The organism is Bartonella acomydis (assembly GCF_039543025.1).
In the GTDB taxonomy this organism is placed as follows: Bacteria; Pseudomonadota; Alphaproteobacteria; order Rhizobiales; family Rhizobiaceae; genus Bartonella; species Bartonella acomydis.
On sequence record NZ_BAABIY010000012.1, the window covers coordinates 394,163 to 418,875 of the forward strand.

General features: G+C 36.0%; 5 protein-coding genes and 3 pseudogenes. 6 read left to right on the forward strand and 2 right to left on the reverse strand.

The features are described 5' to 3' along the window. Positions 1–36 precede the first annotated feature (36 nt). Complete coding sequence (locus ABD909_RS03550; protein WP_425547927.1) at positions 37–771, reverse strand: class I SAM-dependent methyltransferase; 735 nt, start codon at positions 769–771, stop codon at positions 37–39. A 607-nt stretch (positions 772–1,378) separates the two neighbouring features. Here ABD909_RS03550 and ABD909_RS03555 point away from each other — a divergent pair. Next, positions 1,379–2,589 (forward strand): annotated as a pseudogene (locus tag ABD909_RS03555) (MFS transporter). A gap of 284 nt (positions 2,590–2,873) precedes the next feature. Here ABD909_RS03555 and ABD909_RS03560 read toward each other — a convergent pair. Next, positions 2,874–3,149, reverse strand: a complete 276-nt coding sequence (locus ABD909_RS03560) for a hypothetical protein (protein ID WP_345096569.1) — start codon at positions 3,147–3,149, stop codon at positions 2,874–2,876. Between the two features lie 915 nt (positions 3,150–4,064). Here ABD909_RS03560 and ABD909_RS03565 point away from each other — a divergent pair. The 5 genes and pseudogenes from ABD909_RS03565 to ABD909_RS03585 form a co-directional block, all read left to right on the forward strand. After that, a pseudogene (locus tag ABD909_RS03565) lies at positions 4,065–4,613 on the forward strand (helix-turn-helix domain-containing protein). Between the two features lie 644 nt (positions 4,614–5,257). Beyond that, entirely contained in the window at positions 5,258–10,612 is a 5,355-nt protein-coding gene (locus ABD909_RS03570) for a Vomp family autotransporter (protein ID WP_345096570.1), read from the forward strand. 912 nt (positions 10,613–11,524) lie between these two features. Then, positions 11,525–16,096, forward strand: a complete 4,572-nt coding sequence (locus ABD909_RS03575) for a Vomp family autotransporter (RefSeq protein ID WP_345096571.1) — start codon at positions 11,525–11,527, stop codon at positions 16,094–16,096. A gap of 564 nt (positions 16,097–16,660) precedes the next feature. After that, the gene (locus ABD909_RS03580; protein ID WP_345096572.1) at positions 16,661–22,897 is read left to right on the forward strand and encodes a Vomp family autotransporter; all 6,237 of its coding nucleotides are present in this window, start codon (positions 16,661–16,663) and stop codon (positions 22,895–22,897) included. Positions 22,898–23,709: 812 nt separating this feature from the next. Further along, a pseudogene (locus tag ABD909_RS03585) lies at positions 23,710–24,713 on the forward strand (Vomp family autotransporter); the annotation flags it as partial.

The following is a 24,713-nucleotide window of genomic DNA, read 5'->3' on the forward strand; positions in this document are numbered from 1 at the left end:
CATTAAAAGATAATGAGGAGAATTATAGATGTAAGATTATTTTATATAGATGTAGAGTTCACTTCTATACAAAAGTTCCAAATTTCCCTGCATTTCATATTGTTTTACAAGCGTAACCAATTGCCGCAAATATTTTTCTTCATGGCTGGCAATGGCGCGTTGCGCTTGCGTTGAAGAGCGGCTCATACCCATAAAAGCTTCGGATGGAATTGTCATTGTCCAATTGTATGTATGTAAAGCAACTTTTTCTGGATTTACTCCAAGACCATCACACATTTCTTGTAAAAAATCAAAATTACGATAATGACGGGAATAGTCAGGGCTCATCTCCTCTAATAATGTTTCATAAGCGGCTAAAAATTGACTATTTTGAAAGTCGCGATTGTTTTGAATAACCGCCATGACACCTTCAGGGCGAAGTTGACTTGAGACAGTTCTAAACAACAGAGGGCGTTCCATCCACTGAAATGCTTGCGCCGTAACAACAAGATCAACCTTACTAATTTGGGGCAAGAGGCTTTCAGCTTTGCCGTGATACCACTGTACAAAAGGAAATTTTCTTTGCCCTTGCTCAATCATATCTGCTGATACAACGATAGCATGGTATTGGTGTTCATTTCCTAGAAGTTTAACAATTCCCTCTAATGCGATGCCTGTTCCAGCTCCAATATCCACGATAGACAAATGCTTTTTGTCCTTAAAAGGGAGCAGCATGATTTTAAATAGGTTGAGAGGGTAGCGTGGACGATAGCGATCATAATCATCAGCCAATCCATCAAACTTTTCACTTTGTGGTTGAATGGTTTATAGCATGTAGTGTGATCCCCTTCACGAATGACGCTATGCATAAAGAATCTCTCCTTTGCCCATTGTGTCAAGTATAAATTCCAAGAAGTGTTGGGGACTATTCTTTAAGTCCTTCATAAGATTAATATTTTCCTGTGTCTCAATGAAGTATTTTTAAAGTCAATTATTTTTTTACGCAAATCACTCCGAAATTCCATATATTTCTCTAAAAATCTGTCTCATTTCTTATGTGATTACTACTTTAATGCTTTTTGTTAACATCAAATTTATAATCTGCTTACGGGAATGATCAATCTTAAATACTTTATCATAAAAATAAGATCACCTATTCGTTTTGTGATTATTACAGTCAAAATAACTCATTTCAGCACTACTGTTTTACATTTATGGTGGCAATGTAAACTCTCAATGAGAGGAAAAATATTTATGAATCTTCTGTATGTTAAGATTACCCTACATTGTGTTTAGAGTGTTTTCTTAAATTTAATGAACTTAAAAATAAGAGCTAAATATGTGTTTGAAAACGTGATTATACTACATACTAAATGACGTGTGTACAAGGAAATAATTTATATTTGTTGCAAATTTGAAAGAACGCGCTGCTTTATTCGAGAAAAAAACTTTCCTCTATTTTACGCTGAGCGGTTTATTTGCTACATTTGGGAATGGGCTCAATTATATTGCATTATCATGGCTTGCTTACAATCAGACGAGTTCAATTCGTGGTGTAGCGCTTCTAATGTTTTTTCTTTGGATGCCAAGCATCCTTTTAGCACCTTTTTGGGGTGTATTGGCGGATAAATACAATCGTAAAATACAGATTATCATTTCAAATCTTGTCAGGGGTTTGGTGCTTGTAGTTTGGGTAATAGTTTGGCAATTTGGCATAGAAATTGATTTGATGGTCTTATCTACTTTATTGGGAATTTTGATTTCTTTTTATATGCCATCAGCTGTTCCTTTAATCCAAAGTATTGTTACCAAAAAACAGCTCATTAATGCAAATGCAACAATTGATATGGTTTATGAACTTGGCACTATCATAGGTATGGGATTTAGTGGATTTATACTCGCCTTTGCAGGAACAAAAGGCACACTTTTGATAGGGGGTATATTTTTTATTATTGCTGGTTTGTTTAACGTTGCAATGAAAGTACCTAAATCCCGAAGATCTAAAAGCCAAAGTAACTCCAACTGGTGGGAAAATTATACAGCGTCTCTTCGTTATTTTAAGCAGAATCCAGTTCTCTTTATGCCTTATATGAGCCAGATGATTATTACGACGCTTTTAATGACCATTCCTGTTATTCTCATTCCTTATACACAAGAGGTTTTAAACGCGGATAGTAGGACTTTTGCAATATTTGAGGCACTTTATTCCATGGGTGTATTTATTGGTGCACTTTTTTCACCATTTTTTTGTAAAATTTTATCCATAAGGAAAACATTGGCATTTTTATTAGCTGTTATGGTTATCGGTCTTGTCATTCCGTCTATCAATACACATAAATTTGTTGTTTTTCCTGTTTATTTTATGATTGGATTTGGGCTTTCGAGTTGGGCTCTTTCGATTTCTTTATCGCAACTCTCTTGTGACCCCAAATATCAAGGAAGACTTCAGGCAAGTTTTAATGGTATTTCTGGGTGTTGTATCCTTGGATTCTATCTATTTATGGCAAGAGATACCAACAGCATTTCATGTCAGTCTCTCTATTTTTTCAAAGTATCATTGCGGCTGTTGGAATGCTCATCGTCTTGTTTTACAGAAATGAAAAACACTAAATTGTATTTACATGCCATAAACATATACTATGTTTATGAGCATTTACCATACTTTTCATATTTGCTTTTAAAAGGGTGGCAAAGACTAAGGTTTACGTTTTTAACGAACAAAGCATAAATTTATATTTTATAAAATAACAATTATTTTTAATGATCACCAAAAAGTGTAAATACATTTTTTGATGAATATTACTTTTGCGAGAATATGGAAACTCATTGCTTTAAATGTTTAAGCACGGCAAAGTCAAAGTAATCAGGAAAATCCATAAAGGGATTATATATTATTATTTGCGTTCTTCAAAGTCCATATACGGAATAGCATCATCAATTTTCTCATTTTCGTGAGAATGAGAGTTTTTATGACGATGCAAGGTTTGCACAATTTCTTTTTTCAAAATTGCATCTGCTTCGCTTAAACGGAGAATGCTGAGTTCCAATTCAAGAGATAAAGCTAAATCCACGCATAACTTAAGCTCTTCTCCAATGTCAAAACCACGTTGGTAGTCGTCATAAAGACCAACAAGGGTATCGGATAATTCTTTATCGCATAAAGAGGCCATGCTCACTCCTCCACGTTGCGGTTTTTCCATATGGCTTTTACGTTTGATGTTTCATCTCATGTCATCACCAAAAATTGCCATGTATACCAACATGATAGTTTTGTCAATTTTCTGCAAAGTATCAGTTTTAAAGTCAATGTCTGTCAAACACGTCATTGCTCTAAGATCTTGCATTTACAATCTTGAAGAGATGTAAAAATATCTTTATTATAAAGGGGGGTGACATTTAAGATGTATTGTCAAATGCCTTGAGATTTTATCATGACCAATTAAAGCCAAGGCAGTTCTATTGATATGAATAATAAGCAAGCATGGTCTTATAAAGCTTTAGTCTTTGTATAAGAGGTAATGCTCTCATTTTTTGCAAAATATCAATTATTTTTATTTTGCCTATTTTGTAGTATGTTTTAGGCGTTGATAAACTTTTGACTTTATATTGTAATGTAAAAACTATGGGAAGTACATTTATAGATTCTTGCAAAGAGCTTTAAGCAGGTTTACCGGGCAGTTAGGTGAGAAAAAGCGTGTTGAGCTTTTCTGCTGTCAAAAGAATATGACTGTAATTTTTGATAAAGCAGTTGGCAAAAGTTTGCTTGGCGTCCCAACTGAGAGAGTTGGGAGTGGTGTGTTTGGTTTTCATTGGACTGTGTCCAAATGTTTTTGATACTGGAAAAGAGTTTTTGATAGGCTTAATTTTTCCAAAGTTATATTACAGGGGTGCAGTTCAACAAAATACCACGGCAATCGCATTTTTTGTGTGATTGTCATAAATTCCGCTTCTGCAAACGGATGCTGTAATATTTGTTTTTTATGGGGTTATGTTATGATACCTACCCAATTAACGAGTGATAATAAGTAAACATATAGCCTAAATATGCCTTTATAAATACCCAAATAGGTATTTGGAATAATTTTTTGGCACGTCCTGAAAAAGAACCTAGAACCGAATTAGCAAAACGACTGCGAAAAGTAAGAAACACTCTTGGTTTCAAGGAGCGCAAACAATTTGCTGAACATTTTGGTATTCCTGAGACAACTATGTGCAATTATGAAACGGAATTGCGATAGCCTCCTGCGTCTATACTGTGGATATATAAAAAACCGTTGTGAATATCTTTAAATTAGCTCGTTACGGGTGAAGGTGAAATGTTTATAGACGTGGCAAAAGCGCCTAGTTTTCAAATCACAAGCGATTTCTGTTGGGCTGATGAAAAAGCTTAGGCATTTAACTTATATGACCTATCATGAGGCAAAAAGAGAGCTTTCCCCTGAAGATGTGGCAGAATGAGTGGCAGAGTTTATGGAAAATTGCAACAATTTATTCAAAACCTCAACGATATGGAAGAAGTTGAAGCTACTTTGCCTCTTTTAAAACTTCATTTAAAGTGCAAAATCGAAGCTGAAAAGGCACATAAAACTCTCACAGGAAATTTTCGTAGGGGATATGAATTAACGGCCTTTTAAAATAATAGTCTCCTCTGCTATCAAATTTAGTTTAAAGAAAAACGCATTGAGTGATAAAAATATCTATAAAAACAATAAATTATCGCATATTTTCTCTTTATTATAAAAATAATTATCCTTTAGGAGTAGGTTATCCCATAACAAAAAATGTGGTTCTCATAATGTTCATAAGCTACTACATTATAAAATAAGTCTAAAAAGTTATAACTTTTATATAGATAAATACAACTGTTATAAAATAACTCTTTTTGTATTTAATAAAAAGTATTTTTGCAAATTTATGAAAATTTATTTTTTTCTACTCTTGCCATTCTGTTTATGCGCTTTATTTGAAATGTAAATTGCTCTTAAGTGGAACTATTTTTGTTAAGAGATAAATCGCAGTATTTTTGAATGGAGATAGTCGTATTTTCTCATAGTTTGTATTTTTTTATTTTTAGCTTGAATCCCTCTAGCTAAAAGGGTTAGGGACTTTTCTAGATTCAATGTTTTGCAGAGATTTTAGGATGATGCAGTAAGCAATATCGGCATCATGAGGGGGTAAGTTTTATCTTTATTTTGTTTTTCGGTGCGCAAACAAAGTGTTTTGCCATGAGAGTTTTTGCGCGTTGTTATGATGTTGAATTCTGTTGGAGGAGGCTCTTATGAAAAAATTATATTCAACACCAAATGTGATCAAAGCTGTTTCATTGGGAACCGCAATGGCTGCGCTTTTGTCCAGTGTTTCCCCTGTTTTTGCTGCGGGCGTTTCCACAACAGGAGCAGTGGTTCGTAATTCGAGTGGTGCTGATGTTCCTTATCCATTCGGTAGCCATGGCAGTATCGTCTTTGCTGGTGATGATGACTATTGCGGTGTAGATAATGTTAAGGATCGTGGTAATTCATCAAAAACAGGTACAGAAATAACTGCAGCGCAAGAGTTTGAAAATTTTATCCTTGATCAAGCAGATAACAACGGTGGTACTCCTTATGGCACGACCACTAAAAAAGTTACTTGGGTAAGGGAAGGGGTTTTGACTCAAAACGGGGCTTATATGGGGACTGCTACGGGAGGGGATCAGAATATTCTACCTCAGGCTTATGGTGTTTATTCTTTTGTAACGGGCTGTGGAGCTGCGGCAACGGGAAATTATTCAACAGCATTTGGTGCTGGTGCAACCACAAAGGCTGGTGGAGCACAAGCTTTTGGTGTTGCTGCACTTGCAAGCGGTAGAGCAAGTGTTGCCATGGGCGTGAGTTCAGAAGCATCAGGATTATCTGCGGTGGCTATTGGTGGACTTGCAACTGCTTCTGGCAGCAGGAGTATTGCTATAGGTGTAGATGCTAATGCTAAAGCTTCAGGTTCTATTGCAATAGGAAGCAGGAGATCTGATAGAACTGCAGAATCTAGTCCTACCAGAGAAGTGTTGGCGGAGGCTAAAAATGCCATTGCTATAGGGACACATACTTACGCTAAAGGAGAAGATTCTGTTGCTATTGGTGCAAATGCACAGGTGCTTGTTCAAGATGGTGTTGCTGTAGGTGGTGCTTCTGTTTCTCGTAGAGAAAAGGGTGATAAGGGTTATGATCCTGCAACAGGTCAAGAGACAAAAAAAACTGATATGACATGGAAAAGTACAGCAGGAGCTTTTAGTGTTGGTGATACTGATGGAGAAATAACACGTCAGATTACAGGTGTGGCTGCTGGTACTAAGGATACTGATGCCGTAAACGTGGCACAGTTAAAAGCTATAAATGTTGCAGCATCAGGAGCTTGGAAACTTTCTGCTAACGATACAGATCCTTCAGACGTGAATTCAGGCAATACTGTAGATTTTTCAGTGAAAAATAGTAAAGTAGGAAAAGACAATTTAAAGATTGAAAAAAATACTGAAAATATTAAGCATAAAATTGAATTTGCTTTGAATGATCAGCTTGAGTTGACGAAAGTCACCACAGGTCAAAGTACTATGAGTGATGATGGCTTTTTTGTTAATGGTCAAAATAATTCGCGCATGACTGTGGATGGCTTTTTTATTAATGATAATGGTCCCAGTATGACTGTGGATGGCATTGATGCTGGAAATCAAAAGATTATAAACGTAGCAGAGGGGACTAAAGATACCGATGCAGTGAATTATAAACAGTTGAGAGAGGTAAAGGACGCTTCTACAATACGTTGGCAACTTTCTGTTAATGGTGGAAATGGTGTATCTATTGGACAAAATAATACAGTAAATTTACAATCAGCTGGTAAGGAAGGTAGCCAGAATATAAAGATAGTAGGAGATAATGACCGTAATGTTACGTTTGATTTAGCTGATGATATTAATGTAATGTCTGTCACAGCGGGAGAAAGCGTTATGAGTGCTGTTGGCTTTGCATTTAAAGATGGTGATGGGCCGAGCATAACTGTTACAGGTATTCACGCTGGTAATAAAACGATCAAAGGAGTAGCGGCAGGGGAAGAAGATACTGATGCCGTAAATTATAAACAGTTGACTGAGGTAAAAACACTTGCAGAAAAAGGCTGGAAACTTTCTGTTGATGGTGACAATGCTACAGATATTAAAGCTGGGGATACAGTAGATCTTATCGCAGATGAGACTAGAGGGGGAAACGGTAAAAAAAATATCGAAATTAAAAAAGTTGAAAACAATAAAGTCACGTTTGCTTTAAAGGATCAGATTACGCTAGAGAGTGTCGTGACAGGCAACAGTATTATGAATAAGGATGGCTTTACATTTATTAATGGTGGTCCAAAAATAACAGCGAGTGGTATTGAAGCTGACAATAAAAAAATTACAAAAGTAGCGGCAGGGGAAGAAGATACTGATGCTGTAAATTATAAGCAGTTGAAAGACTTTACAGCAGGGATGGAAACAGGCTGGAAACTTTCTGTTGAAGATGAAAAGGCTACAGATGTTGGAGCAGGCAGTACAGTAAAGTTTGTAGGTGTTCCAAGTGAGGTTAATAACAAAAATACCAATAATATAAAAATTACAAAAGGTGAAAACAATGAAGTAAAATTTGCTTTAAACGATATTATAAGGGTGAAGCGTGTTATAACAGGAAAGTCCAGTATAAGTGATAACGGTTTTGTCATTACTGATGGTCCCAATATGACTACTGGAGGTATTAATGCTGGTAATAAAACGATTACAGGCGTAGCAAATGGAGAAAAGGATACTGATGCAGTTAATGTGGCACAGTTAAACGAAATAAAAGGTCAAATAGCGGGAAATAGTATTGTTAAATGGGATGAAGATAAGAAGCTCATTACTATTGGTAAGGAAAAAGGTGGTACCAAAATCAATATTGCTAACTCTAACGGTGAAAATCGAGTTATTGCTGGTGTTGCGGATGGTAATCTCAGAAAGGATTCTCACGATGCTATTAATGGTTCCCAGATTGATAAAATATCTGGAGATATTGCAAAATTCTTTGGTGGTGGTGCTACATTTGAGAACGGAGAATTCTCAGGACCGTCATACGTTTTATCTAAAGTTTCTACAAATGGTACAGTAGAACGTAAGGAATTTAATAATGTCGGTGAGGCGTTGAGAGAGCTTGATGGGAATGTCAAAAATGTGAATAGTCGTATAACATATTTCTCAGATGACTTTAATCAGAAGTTTGATCATCTCTCTCAAGATGCCTTATTGTGGAGTGAAACAGAAGGAGCATTTGTTGCGCGTCACAAAAAAGGAGATGAAACGACAAATAGTAAGATTACCTACCTTTTGAATGGTGACATTACAGAGGATTCAACAGATGCAATCAATGGTTCCCAAATTCATTCTATAGGCAGTGACATTGCAAATTTCTTTGGTGGTAATGCCTCGTTTGAAGGTGGTGTTTTTACAGGACCAAGATATAATTTATCGGATGTTGGTGTAGATGGTAAAGTCAAACAGAAAGAACATAATGATGTTGGTTCTGCGTTGACAGGGCTTGATACAAATATCAAGAATGTTAATCAAAATTTGATAAATTCGATGAATGACGTGGCTAATTATTTCGGGGGTGGTGCTGGATATGATGAAAATGGAGAATGGCATGTTCCTACTTTCCATGTCTATCATATCGAAGATAATGGTACTGTTTCTAAAAGGCCTCATCAAAACGTTGCTGCTGCTTTTGAAGATGTGAATAATACTTTCACAAATATTCACAATCAAATCTCTGATATAACAAAAAATAGCCTTGTTAAATGGGAGGAAGAACAGAAACTTATCACTATTGGTAAGGATAAAGCTGGTACAGAAATCAACATTGCAGGCTTTGGCAAGGTAGCGCGTAAGATTTCTGGTGTAAAAGCAGCAGAGAAGGGCGATGAAGCTGTTAACAAAGATCAACTTGATAAAAGCATAGAGAAGATTTCTAAAGATATTGAGACAGCTAGTGTTGCTGCAGTTCTCTATGATAAAGATGAAGATGGTAGTGTTAATTATGGTAGTGTAACTTTGGGCGGTGATAAGAACAACGGATCAGTTGCTCTCTTGAATGTCAAGGATGGCAAAATTTCTAAAGATTCCCACGACGCCGTTAATGGTAGCCAGATTAATAAAATATCAGGAGATATTGCAAATTATTTTGGTGGAGGTGCCTCATTCGAAAATGGCGCTTTTAAAGGACCAAAATATAGCTTATCTGTTATTCTCGAAGATGGTACGGTAGGAAAAGTTAACCATTATGATGTTGGCTCAGCGTTGACAGGGCTTGATGCGAATGTCAAAAGTGTGAATAGTCGTTTAACAAATGTAACCAATAATTTTAATCAAAAAATTGAAGGTATCTCCAAAGATGCATTACTGTGGGATGAAGAAGAGCAAGCATTTATTGCACGTCATGAAAAAGATGGACAAAAAACAAATAGCAAATTGAAGTATCTTTTGGATGGTGACATTTCTAAAGATTCAACAGATGCGATCAATGGCAGCCAGCTTTACTCGATGGGTGATAAGATTGCTGCTTATTTTGGTGGTGGTGCTAAATATGAGAATGGCAAATGGACAGCACCTAATTTCAAGATTATTCAAGTTAATGCTGATGGTACAACTGTTGAGAAAAACCATAATAATGTTGCTGATGCTTTTGGTGACGTCAACAAAAATATGTCAAATATTAATAACCGTATTGATGATGTCATCAACAAGGTCGATTCGGATGCTTTAAAGTGGAATAAGGATAAAAAAGCCTATGATGCTGGACGCGATGGTCAACCAAACAAAATTATCAATGTAGCGGATGGTGACATATCGGAAGGTTCGAGAGATGCGGTTAATGGTGGACAACTGTGGAAAACCAATGAGCGTATCTCTGGTGTTGAAAAAGATGTTAAGCATATTTCAAATAGAGTCGATAACATTTCCAATACTATTGCTGATATTGGGGACATAGTTACCAACATTGATGCTAAAGTTGATAATATTGATAATAGAATTAACAATATTGCTGAGGATGCTGTTCGCTATGATAGAGATGAAAACGGTAAAAAAATCAATAAAATTACTTTGAAAGGTGGCGATCCTAGTGAACCTGTTATGATTGATAATGTTGCTGATGGTCGCATTGAGAAGGATTCAAAAGAAGCTATAAATGGTGGGCAACTCCATGATTACACCAAAGAACAGATGAAAATTGTTCTTGATGAATCGAAGCACTACACAGATCAACGGGTAAACAATATTGTTATTGATGCGATTGACGATGCTGTTGAACGCGCTAACAACTATACCAATATGAAGTTTGAGGCTTTAAATTACAGTATAGAAAATGTACGAAAAGAAGCAAGGCAAGCAGCAGCTATTGGTTTGGCAGTAGCTAACTTACGCTACAATGATACACCTGGAAAATTAAGTGTTGGATTTGGTAGTGGCTTATGGCGTAACCAATCTGCATTTGCCTTTGGTGCTGGTTATACATCAGAGAGGGGAAATATTAGGTCTAATGTATCTGTCACCACTTCCGGCGGTCATTGGGGTGTAGGTGCGGGATTCAATATGACCCTGAACTAATAATTTACAAAACATTTGACAAAAATTTTATTCACCCCATGTTTTATGAGACTGGGGTGAATTGTTTTTATATTTGTAAAAAGACACATATATAAATTGATAAATACGGGTCTAGTAAACAGAAAAAATTTACACTCTCATTCAAGCAAGCGAACTTTAAAAAATGCAATTTTTCATAAATCACATGCTGATTATTTTCTACTTTTAAGTTTTACAGCTAAAAGTTTTTGCGACACTTTATGGATAGAAAAAAAGGACAATATACTCTATACAAAACTGTAAATTTACTATCAATTCTCTAATAGGGGAAAATATGTCTTTAAAGATATGCTAGTTTCTGAATGTAGTGATAACAATGATACGCTTAAATTGGCCAACAACAATTTAATTGATTTTCGTTATTGGTTGTTTTTTAAATAGTACTTTATAAATGTAGCTTTTGCTTAGCAGAAAAATTAAGAAGCATTAAAATACAGTTGACAGCGACATATACCCTAATATGCACTTGCTTTTGATATTGAAAACTGTAAAAACAACAATGCACATTTAAAATTAATTATTATATTCAAAAAAACCTTCTATGCCGGAATTTTGTAAACAGAAAAAAAATTCATTTTTTCATTATATTAGCATCTTCTTGTTAAATAAAACAAAAAATCAACATTATCCTTTCAAAAAACAACCAAAGAAACCTAAGTAATTAAATAAATATTAACTGATATATAAAAAAATGAATCTTATTTTTTCGGGGAACATAAAAAACAGATATATTCACTTTAACAAAATACGTAATTTTTCTATCTTTTCAATCATATAAATTTTTATGCCACAAAACAGCCCAGAAACGAGTCTAACGTTTAAATATGTCTTTTTTGTGTTTGTAGTTAAATTTTTTTCATTGGGGAATTTGTTATGAACAAATTATATACAAAATTAGCGGGGAATGATTTAAAATTTTCTCGTTTTTCTTTTATTAAAGTTATGTCATTGACTTCAATCGCTGCACTTTTGTCGTGTGTTTCTCCTGTTTTTTCAAAAAATCTTGATTCAAGAGAAGGGGTTTCTACAGATATAAAGGCTGTTTCTATGGTGTATCCCCAAAGTGTTATCTCTGTTTATGATGAGGCAACAGATTATTTGGGGCTTCATGATGTATCAAAAGATAATTATATAACAGTACAGAATACAGCGTTGGCATCAAACGCTAATGTTTTGAATGATAATGCAAATTTTTTAACCAAAATCTTTTGGGATGTGAGCGATGATAGTATTGTTATAAATACTCCTACGTCAGATGGTAATAACCGTTCGAAAAGAATGGCAAGTAGAGAGGAAGAAAAGAAACAGTCTATTATGAGCCCGCAATTATCTGTTCGTAATAGTATGTCTTCCCAACAGGTAGCACAGCATGATGAGAATACAGCGACCATTAGTGTAGCTGATATCTTACATAATGTTTCAACTGCAATAACAGAGCGTGATGCCGGATTACAACGTGCAGACACAAATACTACTTTGGGTGGAGGAGCGACAGCGCAAAAAAAATGGAGTACTGCTGTAGGTTATATGGCTCATGCTATAGGGGAAAGCAGTACCGCATTGGGTGGTGAATATAATGATAAGAGCGGACACGGAGAAAATGATTATACCAGTGCACAGGGCGATTATTCAACAGCTTTGGGTTCTGTTTCTAAAGCTTTGGAGTATGGTTCAACTGCAGTTGGTCATCGTGCATATGCAGGGGCAAAACACGCTGTTTCTATAGGGTTTTATTCGAGAGCACAGGCAGAGGGAAGTATTGCTATAGGAGAGCATTCTATAGCGGCTGTGGTAGCTGGTGTTGAAGGGTATAGTCCTCTTGGGAAGAAGGGAGGAGATGCTGATTTTGTATGGAAAAGCACTTACGGAGCTGTTAGTGTTGGTGATGTTCGGCAAGGTAAAACACGGCAAATTGGGGGAGTAGCAGCAGGTACTGAAGAGACTGACGCCGTAAATATTGCACAGCTAAAATCATTGCAAACCTATGTAGATAAGGGCTGGAATCTATCTGTTAATGGTAAAAATGCTAAAGCTGTGGGGATAGACGATACTGTAGATTTTGCAGCTGGAAGTAATTTAGAAATCACAAAAGGTACAGATGATAATAACATAAAATTTGATCTCGCGAAAAACATTACGCTGGAGAGCGTAAAAATTGCGGGTGGTCCTCAAATAAAAACCGATGGTATTAATGCTGGCGGTAAAAAGATTACAGGAGTTGCGGCGGGGATTACAGATACTGACGCTGTGAATTTTGCACAGCTAAAAGCAATACAAGAAGCAGCGGTTGTAAAAGGTTTAAAAATTAACACGACTAGCAATGATTTTAAAGATGCCATAGCTGATGGGCAATCTTCAATTGCTATAGGTTCTGAAGCATCTGCACTTGGTGTTCAGTCTATGGCTTTTGGGATGAAGTCGCAAGCAACAGTGAATTCAGGAATTGCTATAGGAGCACGTTCTGTAGCGGATGTTGGTGGTAGTATTGCTGGTTATGATCCTTTTATAGGAGATGAATCAGGTGAAATACGTTATGAGTGGAAAAGTACGTTAGGTGCTGTTAGTGTGGGTGATAATACTAATAAATTTTCGCGGCAAATTACGGGGGTAGCAGCTGGTGCTCAAGATACCGATGCGGTGAATGTTGCACAGTTAAAGTCCTTACGAGACTACGTGAATAAAGGTTGGAAGCTATCTGTTAATGGTGCCAATGGTAAAGTTGTTGGTATAGATGGCACAGTAGATTTGGCTGCTGGAAGTAACAATTTTGAAATCACAAAAAGTACAGATGATAATAACATAAAATTTGATCTCGCAAAGAACATTACGCTTGATAGCATAAGAGCAGGTGAGCATACTTTAGATGCAAAGGGTTTGAAAATTGCAAATGGTCCTCAAATAACGACTGAGGGTATTCATGCTGGCGGTAAAAAGATCACAGGAGTATCAGAGGGTACTGATGAGACCGATGCGGTGAATTTTGGACAGCTACAGAAAATTGAAAAACAAGTCGAACAACAAGTCGCGGCCAGTAGCTTTGTGAAACAGGATGATGAAACGAGATCTATCACCGTTGGTAAGGATACAGATGGTAATAAAATTGATCTTATCAATAAAACTGGTGGAGCTCGAACTCTTTCTGGTGTGAAAGCTGGAACTGCAGAAACTGATGCGGTGAATTTTGCACAACTGCAAAAAGTTGAAAAAGATGTCAAAGAACAGTTAGCCGCCAGTAGCTTTGTGAAACAGGATGATGAAACGAGATCTATCACTGTTGGTAAAGATACAGATGGTGAGAGAATCGATATTACCAACAACAAAAGTGAAAAGCGTATTCTTGCGGGTATAAAGGATGGTGACATTTCAAAAGATTCAAATGAAGCCATCACCGGTTCACAGTTGTTTGCGACAAATCAAAATGTCATAACGGTATCAAATAATCTCCAAACTGCTGCTACGAATATAGCTACAACTTTTGGAGGCGATGCTAAATATGAAAATGGTGAATGGAAAGCACCTACTTTTACACTTAAAACTATTAACACTGATGGTGAGGAAAAAGATGAAACTTATCATAATGTAGCTGAGGCTTTGAGTGGAGTTGGTAGTTCTATTACAAATGTTCAGAATAAAATCAGCAATGAGATTACCAACCAGATTAATAATGCCATTATCAAAGTGGAGGGTGACAGTTTTATTCAGCAGGATAAGAAAACAAATCGTCTTACTATTGGAGCGAAAACAGAAGGCACAGAAATCAATATTACCAACATAAATGGCACAAATCGTATTATTTCTGGTGTGGAAGATGCAAAGAATAACAATGACGCCGTTAACAAAGGTCAGCTTGATAGCAGTATCAAGAATATGACTGATCAATTAACGAATATCACGCAACAAGTTCAAGGTGATGCTTTATTGTGGAGTGAGAGTGATGGGGCATTCGTTGTTCAGCACGGTAAAGAAAAAACGAATAGCAAACTTAAATTCCTTTTAGATGGTGATATTACTAAAGATTCGAATGAAGCTATCAATGGTTCACAGCTTTATTCGATGAGTAATAATCTTGCAGGATATTTTGGTGGTGGTGCTGGTTATGATGAGAATGGAAAATGGCAAGCACCAACTTTTACGCTTAAAACTGTTAACGGTGATGGCAAGGAAGAAGAGCAAAGCTATGATACTGTAGAAAAAGCACTTTCTGCTGTTGGTACATCTTTCACGAATATTCAAAATAAAATCACCAATGAGATGACCAATGAAATCAATAAAACAAAAGATGATGCCTTATTGTGGGATAATGAGAAAGAAGCATTTGTAGCTCAACATGGTGAAGGCGATAAAAAAGCAGATAGCAAGATTATGCACCTTAAGGCTGGAGACATCGCTGCTGAATCAACAGATGCTATAAATGGGTCTCAGCTTTATTCAGTGATCCATTCACTTTCTACATATTTTGGTGGTGGTGCAGGCTATCAGAATGGGGAATGGAAAGCTCCCACATTCTATGTTTCACAATTCAAGAATGATGAGAATGATGATAACAAGAAGAGTTATAATGATGTTGCAGGTGCGTTTGAAGGTGTTAATGAAAGCATGGAAAGTATTAACAAGCGTATTAACAATGTTACCCAGAGTGTCTCATCAAATGGCTTAAATTGGAACGAAAAGGAAAAAGCCTATGACGCTCGTCATGATCATAAGGATAGTAAGATTATGCATGTAGCGGATGGTAATTTATCCAAAGATTCGAAAGAAGCTGTTAATGGTAGTCAACTTTTTGAAACAAATAATAGGGTAAAGGAGGTTGATAATAGGGTTAGCAAGGTTGAAAACCGAGTAAATAATATTGATCAACAGATAAAAAATATTGAAAATACGGTTACGAATGATGCAGTTAAGTATGATAAAGATGAAAAGGGTGATAAGATCAATAAAGTCACATTAGCTGGCGTGAGTGAAAGTGATCCCGTAGTGTTAGACAATGTAGCGGCTGGTAAAGTCTCTGAAGATTCGAAAGAAGCTGTTAATGGTAGTCAACTTTGGGAGACAAACCAGAAGATAGATGTAGTTCTTGATAAGGCAAAAAAATATACAGATGAACGTTTCGATAGTATTCTCAATAACACGATGACGGATGTTATTAATGAAGCGAAATCGTATACGGATATGAAGTTTGAGGCTTTAAATTACAGCATTGAGGGTGTGCGAAAAGAAGCAAGACAAGCAGCAGCTATTGGTTTAGCAGTGTCAAACTTACGCTATAATGATATACCTGGAAAATTAAGTGTTGGATTTGGTACTGGCTTATGGCGTAGTCAATCTGCACTTGCCTTTGGTGCTGGTTATACATCTGAGAGCGGATCTGTTCTGTCTAATGTATCTGTCACCCATTCTGGTGGTTACTGGGGTATAGGTGCGGGATTCAATATGACATTGAATTAATAATCAACAAAACATTTCAGCAAAAATATTTCGCCCTTGTTTTAAATAAAGGCAAGGGCGAAAGTTTATTTTAATAAGAAATTAATAAAGCAAACAAATGAGATAATGAAATTTTTAAAGAAAAACATGAGAAGTAGATGAATAATAAAACAAAACGCATTCTTAAAGCTAAAATTCTTTTTTCATCTCAATTCATAATTTGATAAGAATGAAGATTACCGCACGTTAACGATTTCTGCTTTTCACGAAAAAGCAATTCAAAAGAACATAAAGCTGATATATTACTGAATCTATAGGTAAAAAAGCCACCAACTTAGCATGAGAATATACTTTTGCAAATATATCTAAATGAACCTATTATCTCAATAACATATCATCACAAAAATAAAATCGCCAAAACCCTTTGAACTCTTTTAAAGCAGCTTTTTTATATAATTTCATGTGAAAATAATCTTCCACACTAGTTTTTAAAAGCTAACTTAATGAGGGAATCACATTATAAATTGAAATATGTCTTTTTTATGTCATAAATATACTGATTTGATTTTTTTCATTGGGGTACTTATGATGAAAGAATTATCTATCATATCAAAGAGAAATGATTGGAATTACAGACATTTTTCTCGAAATTTGTTTAAAAAGCTTTTGTTGAGGACAGCGGTCGTTGCATTTTTATTAAATACTTCCCCCGTTTATGCAAAAAACTTTGATATAATAGAACAAATTCTTCAAGTTCTAGAGAAGGCAACAACGGTTTACTCTCAAGCAAATGATCAAAATATTTTTTCTGCTTACAATCGTTATAATTGCGCTATGGGTTTCTTTGACGGTACTAGTTTATCAAAAGCGAGTTATCTAACAACGCTGAATGCAGTGCTAGCGAAAAAAGTGAGTACTTCTAGTAGTTATACAGATTTTTTAACTACTATGCTTTCCGAAAAAGATAAAACTACTGTCAATGTTTTGGATAAAGATAGCAGTTCTATACAGAAAAGTTTAGATTCTTCTGTTGATGATGATTATTATAGGCATGGGACAGCATACTTAAATATGCCTAATTCATTGGAAGAATATCCAATACAAGTGAATGAAAGGACGTTTGCAAGTGCAAGAGCTGGGTCAAATGCTACTTTTTTAGGTCTACAGTCAAATGCAGCAGGGGAGAGGAGTGTTGCTGTAGGGTTTGGTCCACAAGCACTAGAAAGATTCGCCATAGCCGTGGGTGACCATGCACAGGCGACAAATGTGGACAGCATCGCTATAGGCCATATGGCACATGCTTTTGGGAAAAGCAGTATCGCATTAGGTTCTGAATATAATGAGAAGAGTGAGCATGGAAGCGATGATTATACCACTGCCAAAGGTGATTATTCAACAGCATTAGGTGCAGTTTCTAGAGCTTTGGGAGTTGGCTCAACGGCTGTTGGTCATCGTGCATATGCAACGGCTGAAAACGCAATTTCTATAGGATTTTATTCGAATGCAAATGCAGTAAGAAGCATTGTTGTGGGTGCAGGAGCAAAAGCAACAACTATGGGTAGTGTTGCTTTAGGTGGTTCTTCAGTAGCAGATATACCTTCTCAAGTTTTTGGTTTTAATCCTCTCCTTAAGAGAGTTACAACTGATACGAGTTCTGCATGGAAAAGTGGACGAGGAGCGGTGAGTGTTGGTACTTTAGACAAGACACGACAGATTACAAAAGTAGCAGCAGGTACTTTGGATACTGATGCGGTTAATATTGCACAGTTAAAGTCATTACAAAGCTATGTAGATAAAGGCTGGAAGCTGTCTGTTGGCGGTGAAAATGCTAAAGCTATTTCTGTAGATGACACGGTAGATTTTTCCGCTGCAAGTAGTAACCTTAACATTATCAAAGGGAAAGATGATAATAAGGTTAAGTTTGATCTAGCGAAGGAATTGACGTTGAATAGCGTAGTAGTGGGACAAAATATTTTTGATGCAACGGGTTTAATCATTAGCAATGGTCCCAAAATAGTGACGAATGGTATTGATGCAGGAAATAAAAAAATAACAGGAGTAGAATCCGGCACTCAAGATACCGATGCTGTAAATTTTTCACAATTGCAAAACATTGAAAAACAAGTTGAACAACAAGTAGCAGCCAGTGGCTTCGTGAAACAAGACACCAATACAAAAGACATCACCATTGGTAAGGATACAGAGGGTGATAAAATTGATATTGCTAACAAGAATAATGAAAAGCGTACTCTTACGGGTATAAAGAATGGTGCACTTACAGAAGATTCAAGTGAAGCCGTCACTGGTTCACAGCTATTTATAACAAATCAGAAAGTAGATACTGTTTCTACGCATCTTCAAACTGCTGCTACGAATATAGCCAAAACCTTTGGAGGCAATGCCAAATATGAAGATGACAAATGGATTGATCCAACTTTTACAGTAAAGTCAGTTAAAGCTGATGGCAGCCCTGAAGAGACGAGCTATAACAATGTAGCGGACGCTTTCGCAGGTGTTGGTACATCTATCATAAATGTTCAGAATCAAGTTGCCAGTGATATAACAAATAAGTTTAGCGAACTTACTCAAAACATAACAAATATTAAGCAAAAAGTTGCAGGTGATGCTTTATTATGGAACGATGAAGCGCAGGCATTTGTCGCACGTCATAAACAGAAAGCAGAAGAACAAGGCAAAACAACACGAACACAAGAAAACAGCAAAATTACATTTCTTTTAGATGGTGTTATTTCTAAAGATTCAACAGATGCGATTACTGGTAAACAGCTTTATTCTATGAGTAACACATTTGCGACCTATTTGAATAAAGGTGCCGGTTATGATGAGCAAGGAAACTGGAAAGCACCTAACTTTAAGGTCAAAACTGTTAACTCTGATGGCAGAGAAGAAGATAAGACTTATCAGAATGTAAGCGATGCTTTAACAGATGTTGGTACTTCTTTTACAAACGTTCAGAATAAATTTACTAAGGAGATTACCAACCAGATTAATAATGCAATTACCATTGTACAAGGTGAAAGTCTTGTTAAGAAAGATAAAGAAACAAATAATATCAACATTGGTAAAGAAGTAGAAGGCAGTGAAGTTAATATTACCAACAGCAAAAGTGAAAAGCGGACTCTTACGGGTATAAAGGATGGTACAGCAGATGCTGATGCTGTGAATTTTTCACAGTTAAAGGGTATCAAGCAAGAAATAAGAGACAAAGTGAAAGAGGTTAAAGAACAAGTAGTAGCCAGTGGCTTTGTAAAACAAGATGCGCAGACAAAACACATCACCATTGGTAAGGATACTGATGGTGATAAAATTGATATTACCAATAACAAAAATGAAAAGCGTACTCTTACAGGTATAAAGAATGGTGCACTCTCGAAAGACTCAAATGAAGCAGTTACTGGTTCACAACTATTTATAACAAATCAGCAAGTGAATACTGTTTCTACTAATCTCCAAACCGCTGCCACAAATATAGCCAAGTCCTTTGGAGGGAGTGCTAAATATGAAAATGACAAATGGAGTGCCCCGACTTTTACGCTTAAAACAGTTAATAGTGAAGGTAAAGAAGAAAATAAGACTTATCAGAATGTAGCGGAAGCTTTGACAGGAGTTGGTATTTCTTTCACGAATGTTCAAAAAAAAGTGACTGAACAGGTTAATCATGTGATTAAAAAAGTGGAAAGTGAGAATCTTGTACAGCAAGAGAAAGAAACAAATAATATTACCATTGGTGCTCGGAAAGAAGGCAGTATCATCAATATCGCTAACAAGAATGGTGAAGCTCGGATGCTTTCTGGTGTGAAAGCAGCAACAAAAGATAATGAAGCGGTTAACAAAGGTCAGCTTGATACAAGTATCAAAGATGCAAATAACGAAATAACGAATAAGTTTAACGACTTTACCAAAAACATAACGAATATTACACAACAAGTTAAAGGCGATGCTTTGTTATGGGACAAGGATGAACGAGCGTTTATTGCTGATCATGGGGAGGGGGATGCAAAAACAAAAAGTAAGATTACTCACCTTTTAGATGGAAATATTGCATCTGGTTCTACGGATGCAATATCAGGTGGTCAGATTTATAAAATTGGTGAAGATATATCAAAATTCTTGGGTGGCAATGCATCCTTTAACAATGGAGCTTTTACGGGCCCCAGCTATACATTATCCAATGTTAATGAAAAAGGTGAGATAAAGCAGGTTGAGTTTAAAGATATTGGTAAAGCCTTTACGAGTATTGATAGGAATATCCAGAACACCAATAATCATTTAGAGAATAAGTTTAAAGAACTTAATCAAAACATAACGAATATTACGCAACAGGTTCGAGGTGATGCTTTGTTGTGGAGTGAGGCTGATAAAGCGTTTATTGCTGATCATGGGGAGGGGGGGGTAAAAACAAAGAGTAAAATTACGCATCTTTTAGATGGTGTCATTTCTTCTGGTTCGACAGATGCCATTACGGGTAGTCAGCTTTATTCAATGGGGAGTGCAGTTTCTGCTTCTTTAGGCGGTGGAGCGAGCTATAAAGGGGGAAGTTGGATTGCTCCAACTTTTACAGTGAACGAATTCGATATTAAAGGCAATGCAACACAAGAAAATTATAAAACTGTTGCAGATGCTTTGTCAGGTTTAAGCACTTCCCTCACGAATACTCAGAATAAAATTACCAATGAAATTGCTCATGTAAAAAGTGAGAGTCTTGTTAAGCAGGATGACAAGACAAAGCTTATTACGATTGGTGGAGGAAAAGATGGTACTGTAATCAATATAGCCAACAAGGATAAAGAGGATAGAACACTTTCTGGTATAAAGACGGCAACACAAGATAATGAGGCAGTTAACAAAGCACAGCTTGATAAATTGGATAAGAAAATTGAGACTACGAATTCTTTTGCAGTTTTTTATGATAAACAGTCGGATGGTACCGTTAATTATAAGAGTGTAATTTTTGGTGGTAAAAATAAAGAACCAGTTGCTTTGCATAATGTTGCTGATGGTGCACTTACGCAAGAATCGCACGATGCAATTAATGGTGGTCAAATTACAAAAATATTCCAGCAGGTAGTGAAGTATTTTGGTGGAAATGCAGCCTTTAAAGAGGGTATTTTTACAGAACCAATTTATAAATTACTCAGTATTTCTGAAAATGGGGCGGTAGGACAAAAAGATCATAATAATATTGGTTCAGCATTTGAAGGTCTTAATACAAATATAAAGAATGTTAACAAGCGTATTAAGGAAGTTTCGCAAGGCATTAGTGATGATTCTTTATTATGGGATAAGAATAAAGAAGCCTTTGTTGCTCTTCATGGGAAGGGAGAAACAAGAACAAATAGTAAGATTACCTATCTGAAGAATGGTGATATTACAGCAAACTCAAGTGATGCAGTGAATGGTTCTCAACTTTATTCTTTAAACGAGCAACTAGCGACCTATTTTGGTGGTGGTGCTGGTTATGATAAGCAAGGAAATTGGCAAGCTCCAAATTTTAAGATCAAGCAGTTTGGTGAAGATGAAGGCTTTGAAGAAAAAAGCTATAGCAATATTGCTGATGCGTTGAGTGGGGTTGGAAATTCTTTCATGAATATTCAGCATAAAATTACCCATGAGATTAGCAAAATAGAAAGCAAGAATCTTGTTAAGCAGGATAAAAAAACAAAGCGTATCACGATTGGTGGAGAAAAGGACGGGCGTGAAATTAGTATTGCAAATAGTGAGAGTGGTGTGCGTAGCCTTTCTGGTGTAAAAGCAGGGCTTCTTACTGTAGAGTCCACGGAAGCGATCAATGGTTTCCAGCTTTATTCGGTAATCAATATACTTTCCAGATATTTTAGTGGAGATGCGGGATACAAGGATGGAAAATGGTTTGCGCCAAACTTTAAAGTGGCACAATTTACTGCTGATGGTGTGGTCAGTAAAAGGAAGAGCTATACCAATGTTGCATCTGCATTTGAAGGTATTAATGAAAGCATGACAAATATCAACAATCGTATTCATGATGTTGAACAGAGTGTTTCCTCGAGTGGTTTAAATTGGAGTGAGACAGAAAAAGCTTTTGATGCGCGTCATAAAGGTCAAGAAAGTAAAATTAAGCATGTAGCGGAGGGTGAAATATCAGAAGGCTCGAAAGAGGCTGTTAATGGTAGACAACTTTGGCAGACGAATAAGAAAGTTGAAGAAGTTGAAAGCCATGTCAATATGCTTGGTAAGCAAGTAAAAGGTATTGCCAATGTGGCAGATACTGCTGTTAAGTATGATAAAGGGAATGATGGCAAAAAAATAAATAAAGTCACATTAGTTGGTGTGAGTGAAAGTGATCCAGTATTGATAGACAATGTAGCGGAAGGTTGCATTGAAAGCGGCTCGAAAGAAGCTGTTACAGGAGGTCAATTGTATGATTATATGGATCAACAAATGAAAGTCGTTCTTGCTGATACGAAAAAATATACGGATGAACGTTTCAATGGTATTGTCAATGGCACGGTCAATAATGTTGTTACTGAGGCAAAATCTTATACAGATATAAAGTTTGAAGCGTTAAGGTATGAAATTAAGGAGGTTCAGGAAGAATCCAGGCGGGCAGCAGCGATAGGTTTAGCGGTATCAAATTTGAGTTATGAAGATACGCCTGGTTCTTTAAGTTTATCAATTGGAACGGGGACGTGGCGTAATCAATCAGCCTTTTCTGTTGGAGCAGGTTATATTTCTGAAGATGGAAGAATTCGTTCTAATATATCCGCTACAAGTTCTGGTAGGCATTGGGGCATAGGAGCGGGTTTAAGAGTAAAATTGAATTGATAGAGAGTGGTTAGTTTATATAAATATTAATGAATAGACTTTTCTTTTATGAAGAAGTAAGAATATTTATCTCTCTGATAATTTTTATAGAGCAACATAGCTATTTATAAATTAAGTGATAAATTCTCATAATTTTACTTATATTTTTTACTTACAGTGTTGAAAAAAAATCACATAGTTTTGTGAAAAATATTCAAATTGATAAAAATTGTCATTTTTTTGTTGCTATTTTATTATAGAGGGGGTAGTGCTAGGTTAAATTTAGTAAGACTCGTTTTGATCGAAATTACAATTCAAAAGGGGGAAAGAAGTAATGCGTAAAAATAAAAAACATATCAAAAAATCAAATCTACACCTCTGCATTACACTTAATAAAAGAACATCCTAGCTAGAAATTTTATTCTAAAAATTTAAGGTTTCCTTAAACATTGATAACTTTTTATTTACCACTAAAGAAACAGCGTTACTTAAGTAAAAAAACAACAAAAACACTCCCAAAATTTTTTATTAAGTAACTAACCATCTAATAAATAAAATGCTTTTAATATTTAAAATCCTCAAATTTTTTCAAACCCATAAATAAACCATAACCTAATATTAGAGTTTAAATGTGTCTTTTTTATGTTTGTATAAACATATTCTCCCATTTAAACTTCATTACAGAAGACACAAACAAAACAAAAGACTCAAAATGTCTTTATTCACACAGTCACGCTCAATTTCCAATTTTATCTAGGTGAGTGACTACTACCAAAATATGTCTTTTTTATGTTTTGGATGTGTTTTCAAATTTTTTCATTGGAGAATTTGTTATGAAAAAATTCTATGCCACACAAAGAGTGAATAATTTGAAAGTTTCTCGTTTTTCTTTTGTTAAAGTTTTTTCATTCGCCGCAGCAGCTACATTTTTATCAAATATTTCGCCTATTTATGCGAAAAATTTTGATATAACAAAACAAGTTCTTCAAAGTATAGAGAAAGCAACAGCGGTTTATTCTCAAGGGAAGAATAATCAGAATAGTTTTAATGTTTTTAATGCATCCAAGGTAGGTTATTTAACGGCATTAAATGCAATACTAGCAGCAAAAATGAATGTTTCTAGTGATTATGCAAATTTTTTAAACAATACGCTTTCTAAAAAAAGGATTGATGATTCTTTTGTCTATCTTTTAGTCGAAGATAGTCATTCTACACGGAAAGTGAAGCAAAGAGCATCAAATGCATTTATACAGAAAGATTCAGAATCTTTTGGTGATGATTATGATAATGGCATAGCTTTATTAAATACGCCTAGTTCATCAGATAAAGAATATCCACTACAAGTGAGAGGAAGGGCATTTGCAAGCGCAAGAGCCGGGGCAAATTCTACTTTTTTAGGTCCACAGGCGAATGCAGCAGGGGAGACAAGTGTTGCTATTGGTTTCAAGACACAAGCAACAGGAAACTATGCCATAACTATGGGGAATCAGGCGGAGGCAACAAACCAAGACAGCATGGCTATAGGCCATATGGCACATGCTGTGGGGAAAAGTAGTACCGCATTAGGATCTGAGTATAATGAAAATAGTGAGCATGGAAGCAATGATTATACCACTGCCAAAGGTGATTATTCAACAGCATTGGGTGCAGTTTCTAAAGCTTTAGGGTATGGTACAACTGCCGTTGGTCATCGTGCATATGCAGAGGCTAAACACGCTATTTCTATAGGATTTTATTCGAAGGCTCATGCAGAGAAAAGTATTGCTTTGGGAGTAGATTCAGTAGCAAATGCAGCAAGAAGTATTGCTTTGGGGACAGATTCAAAGGCAGAGAAAAA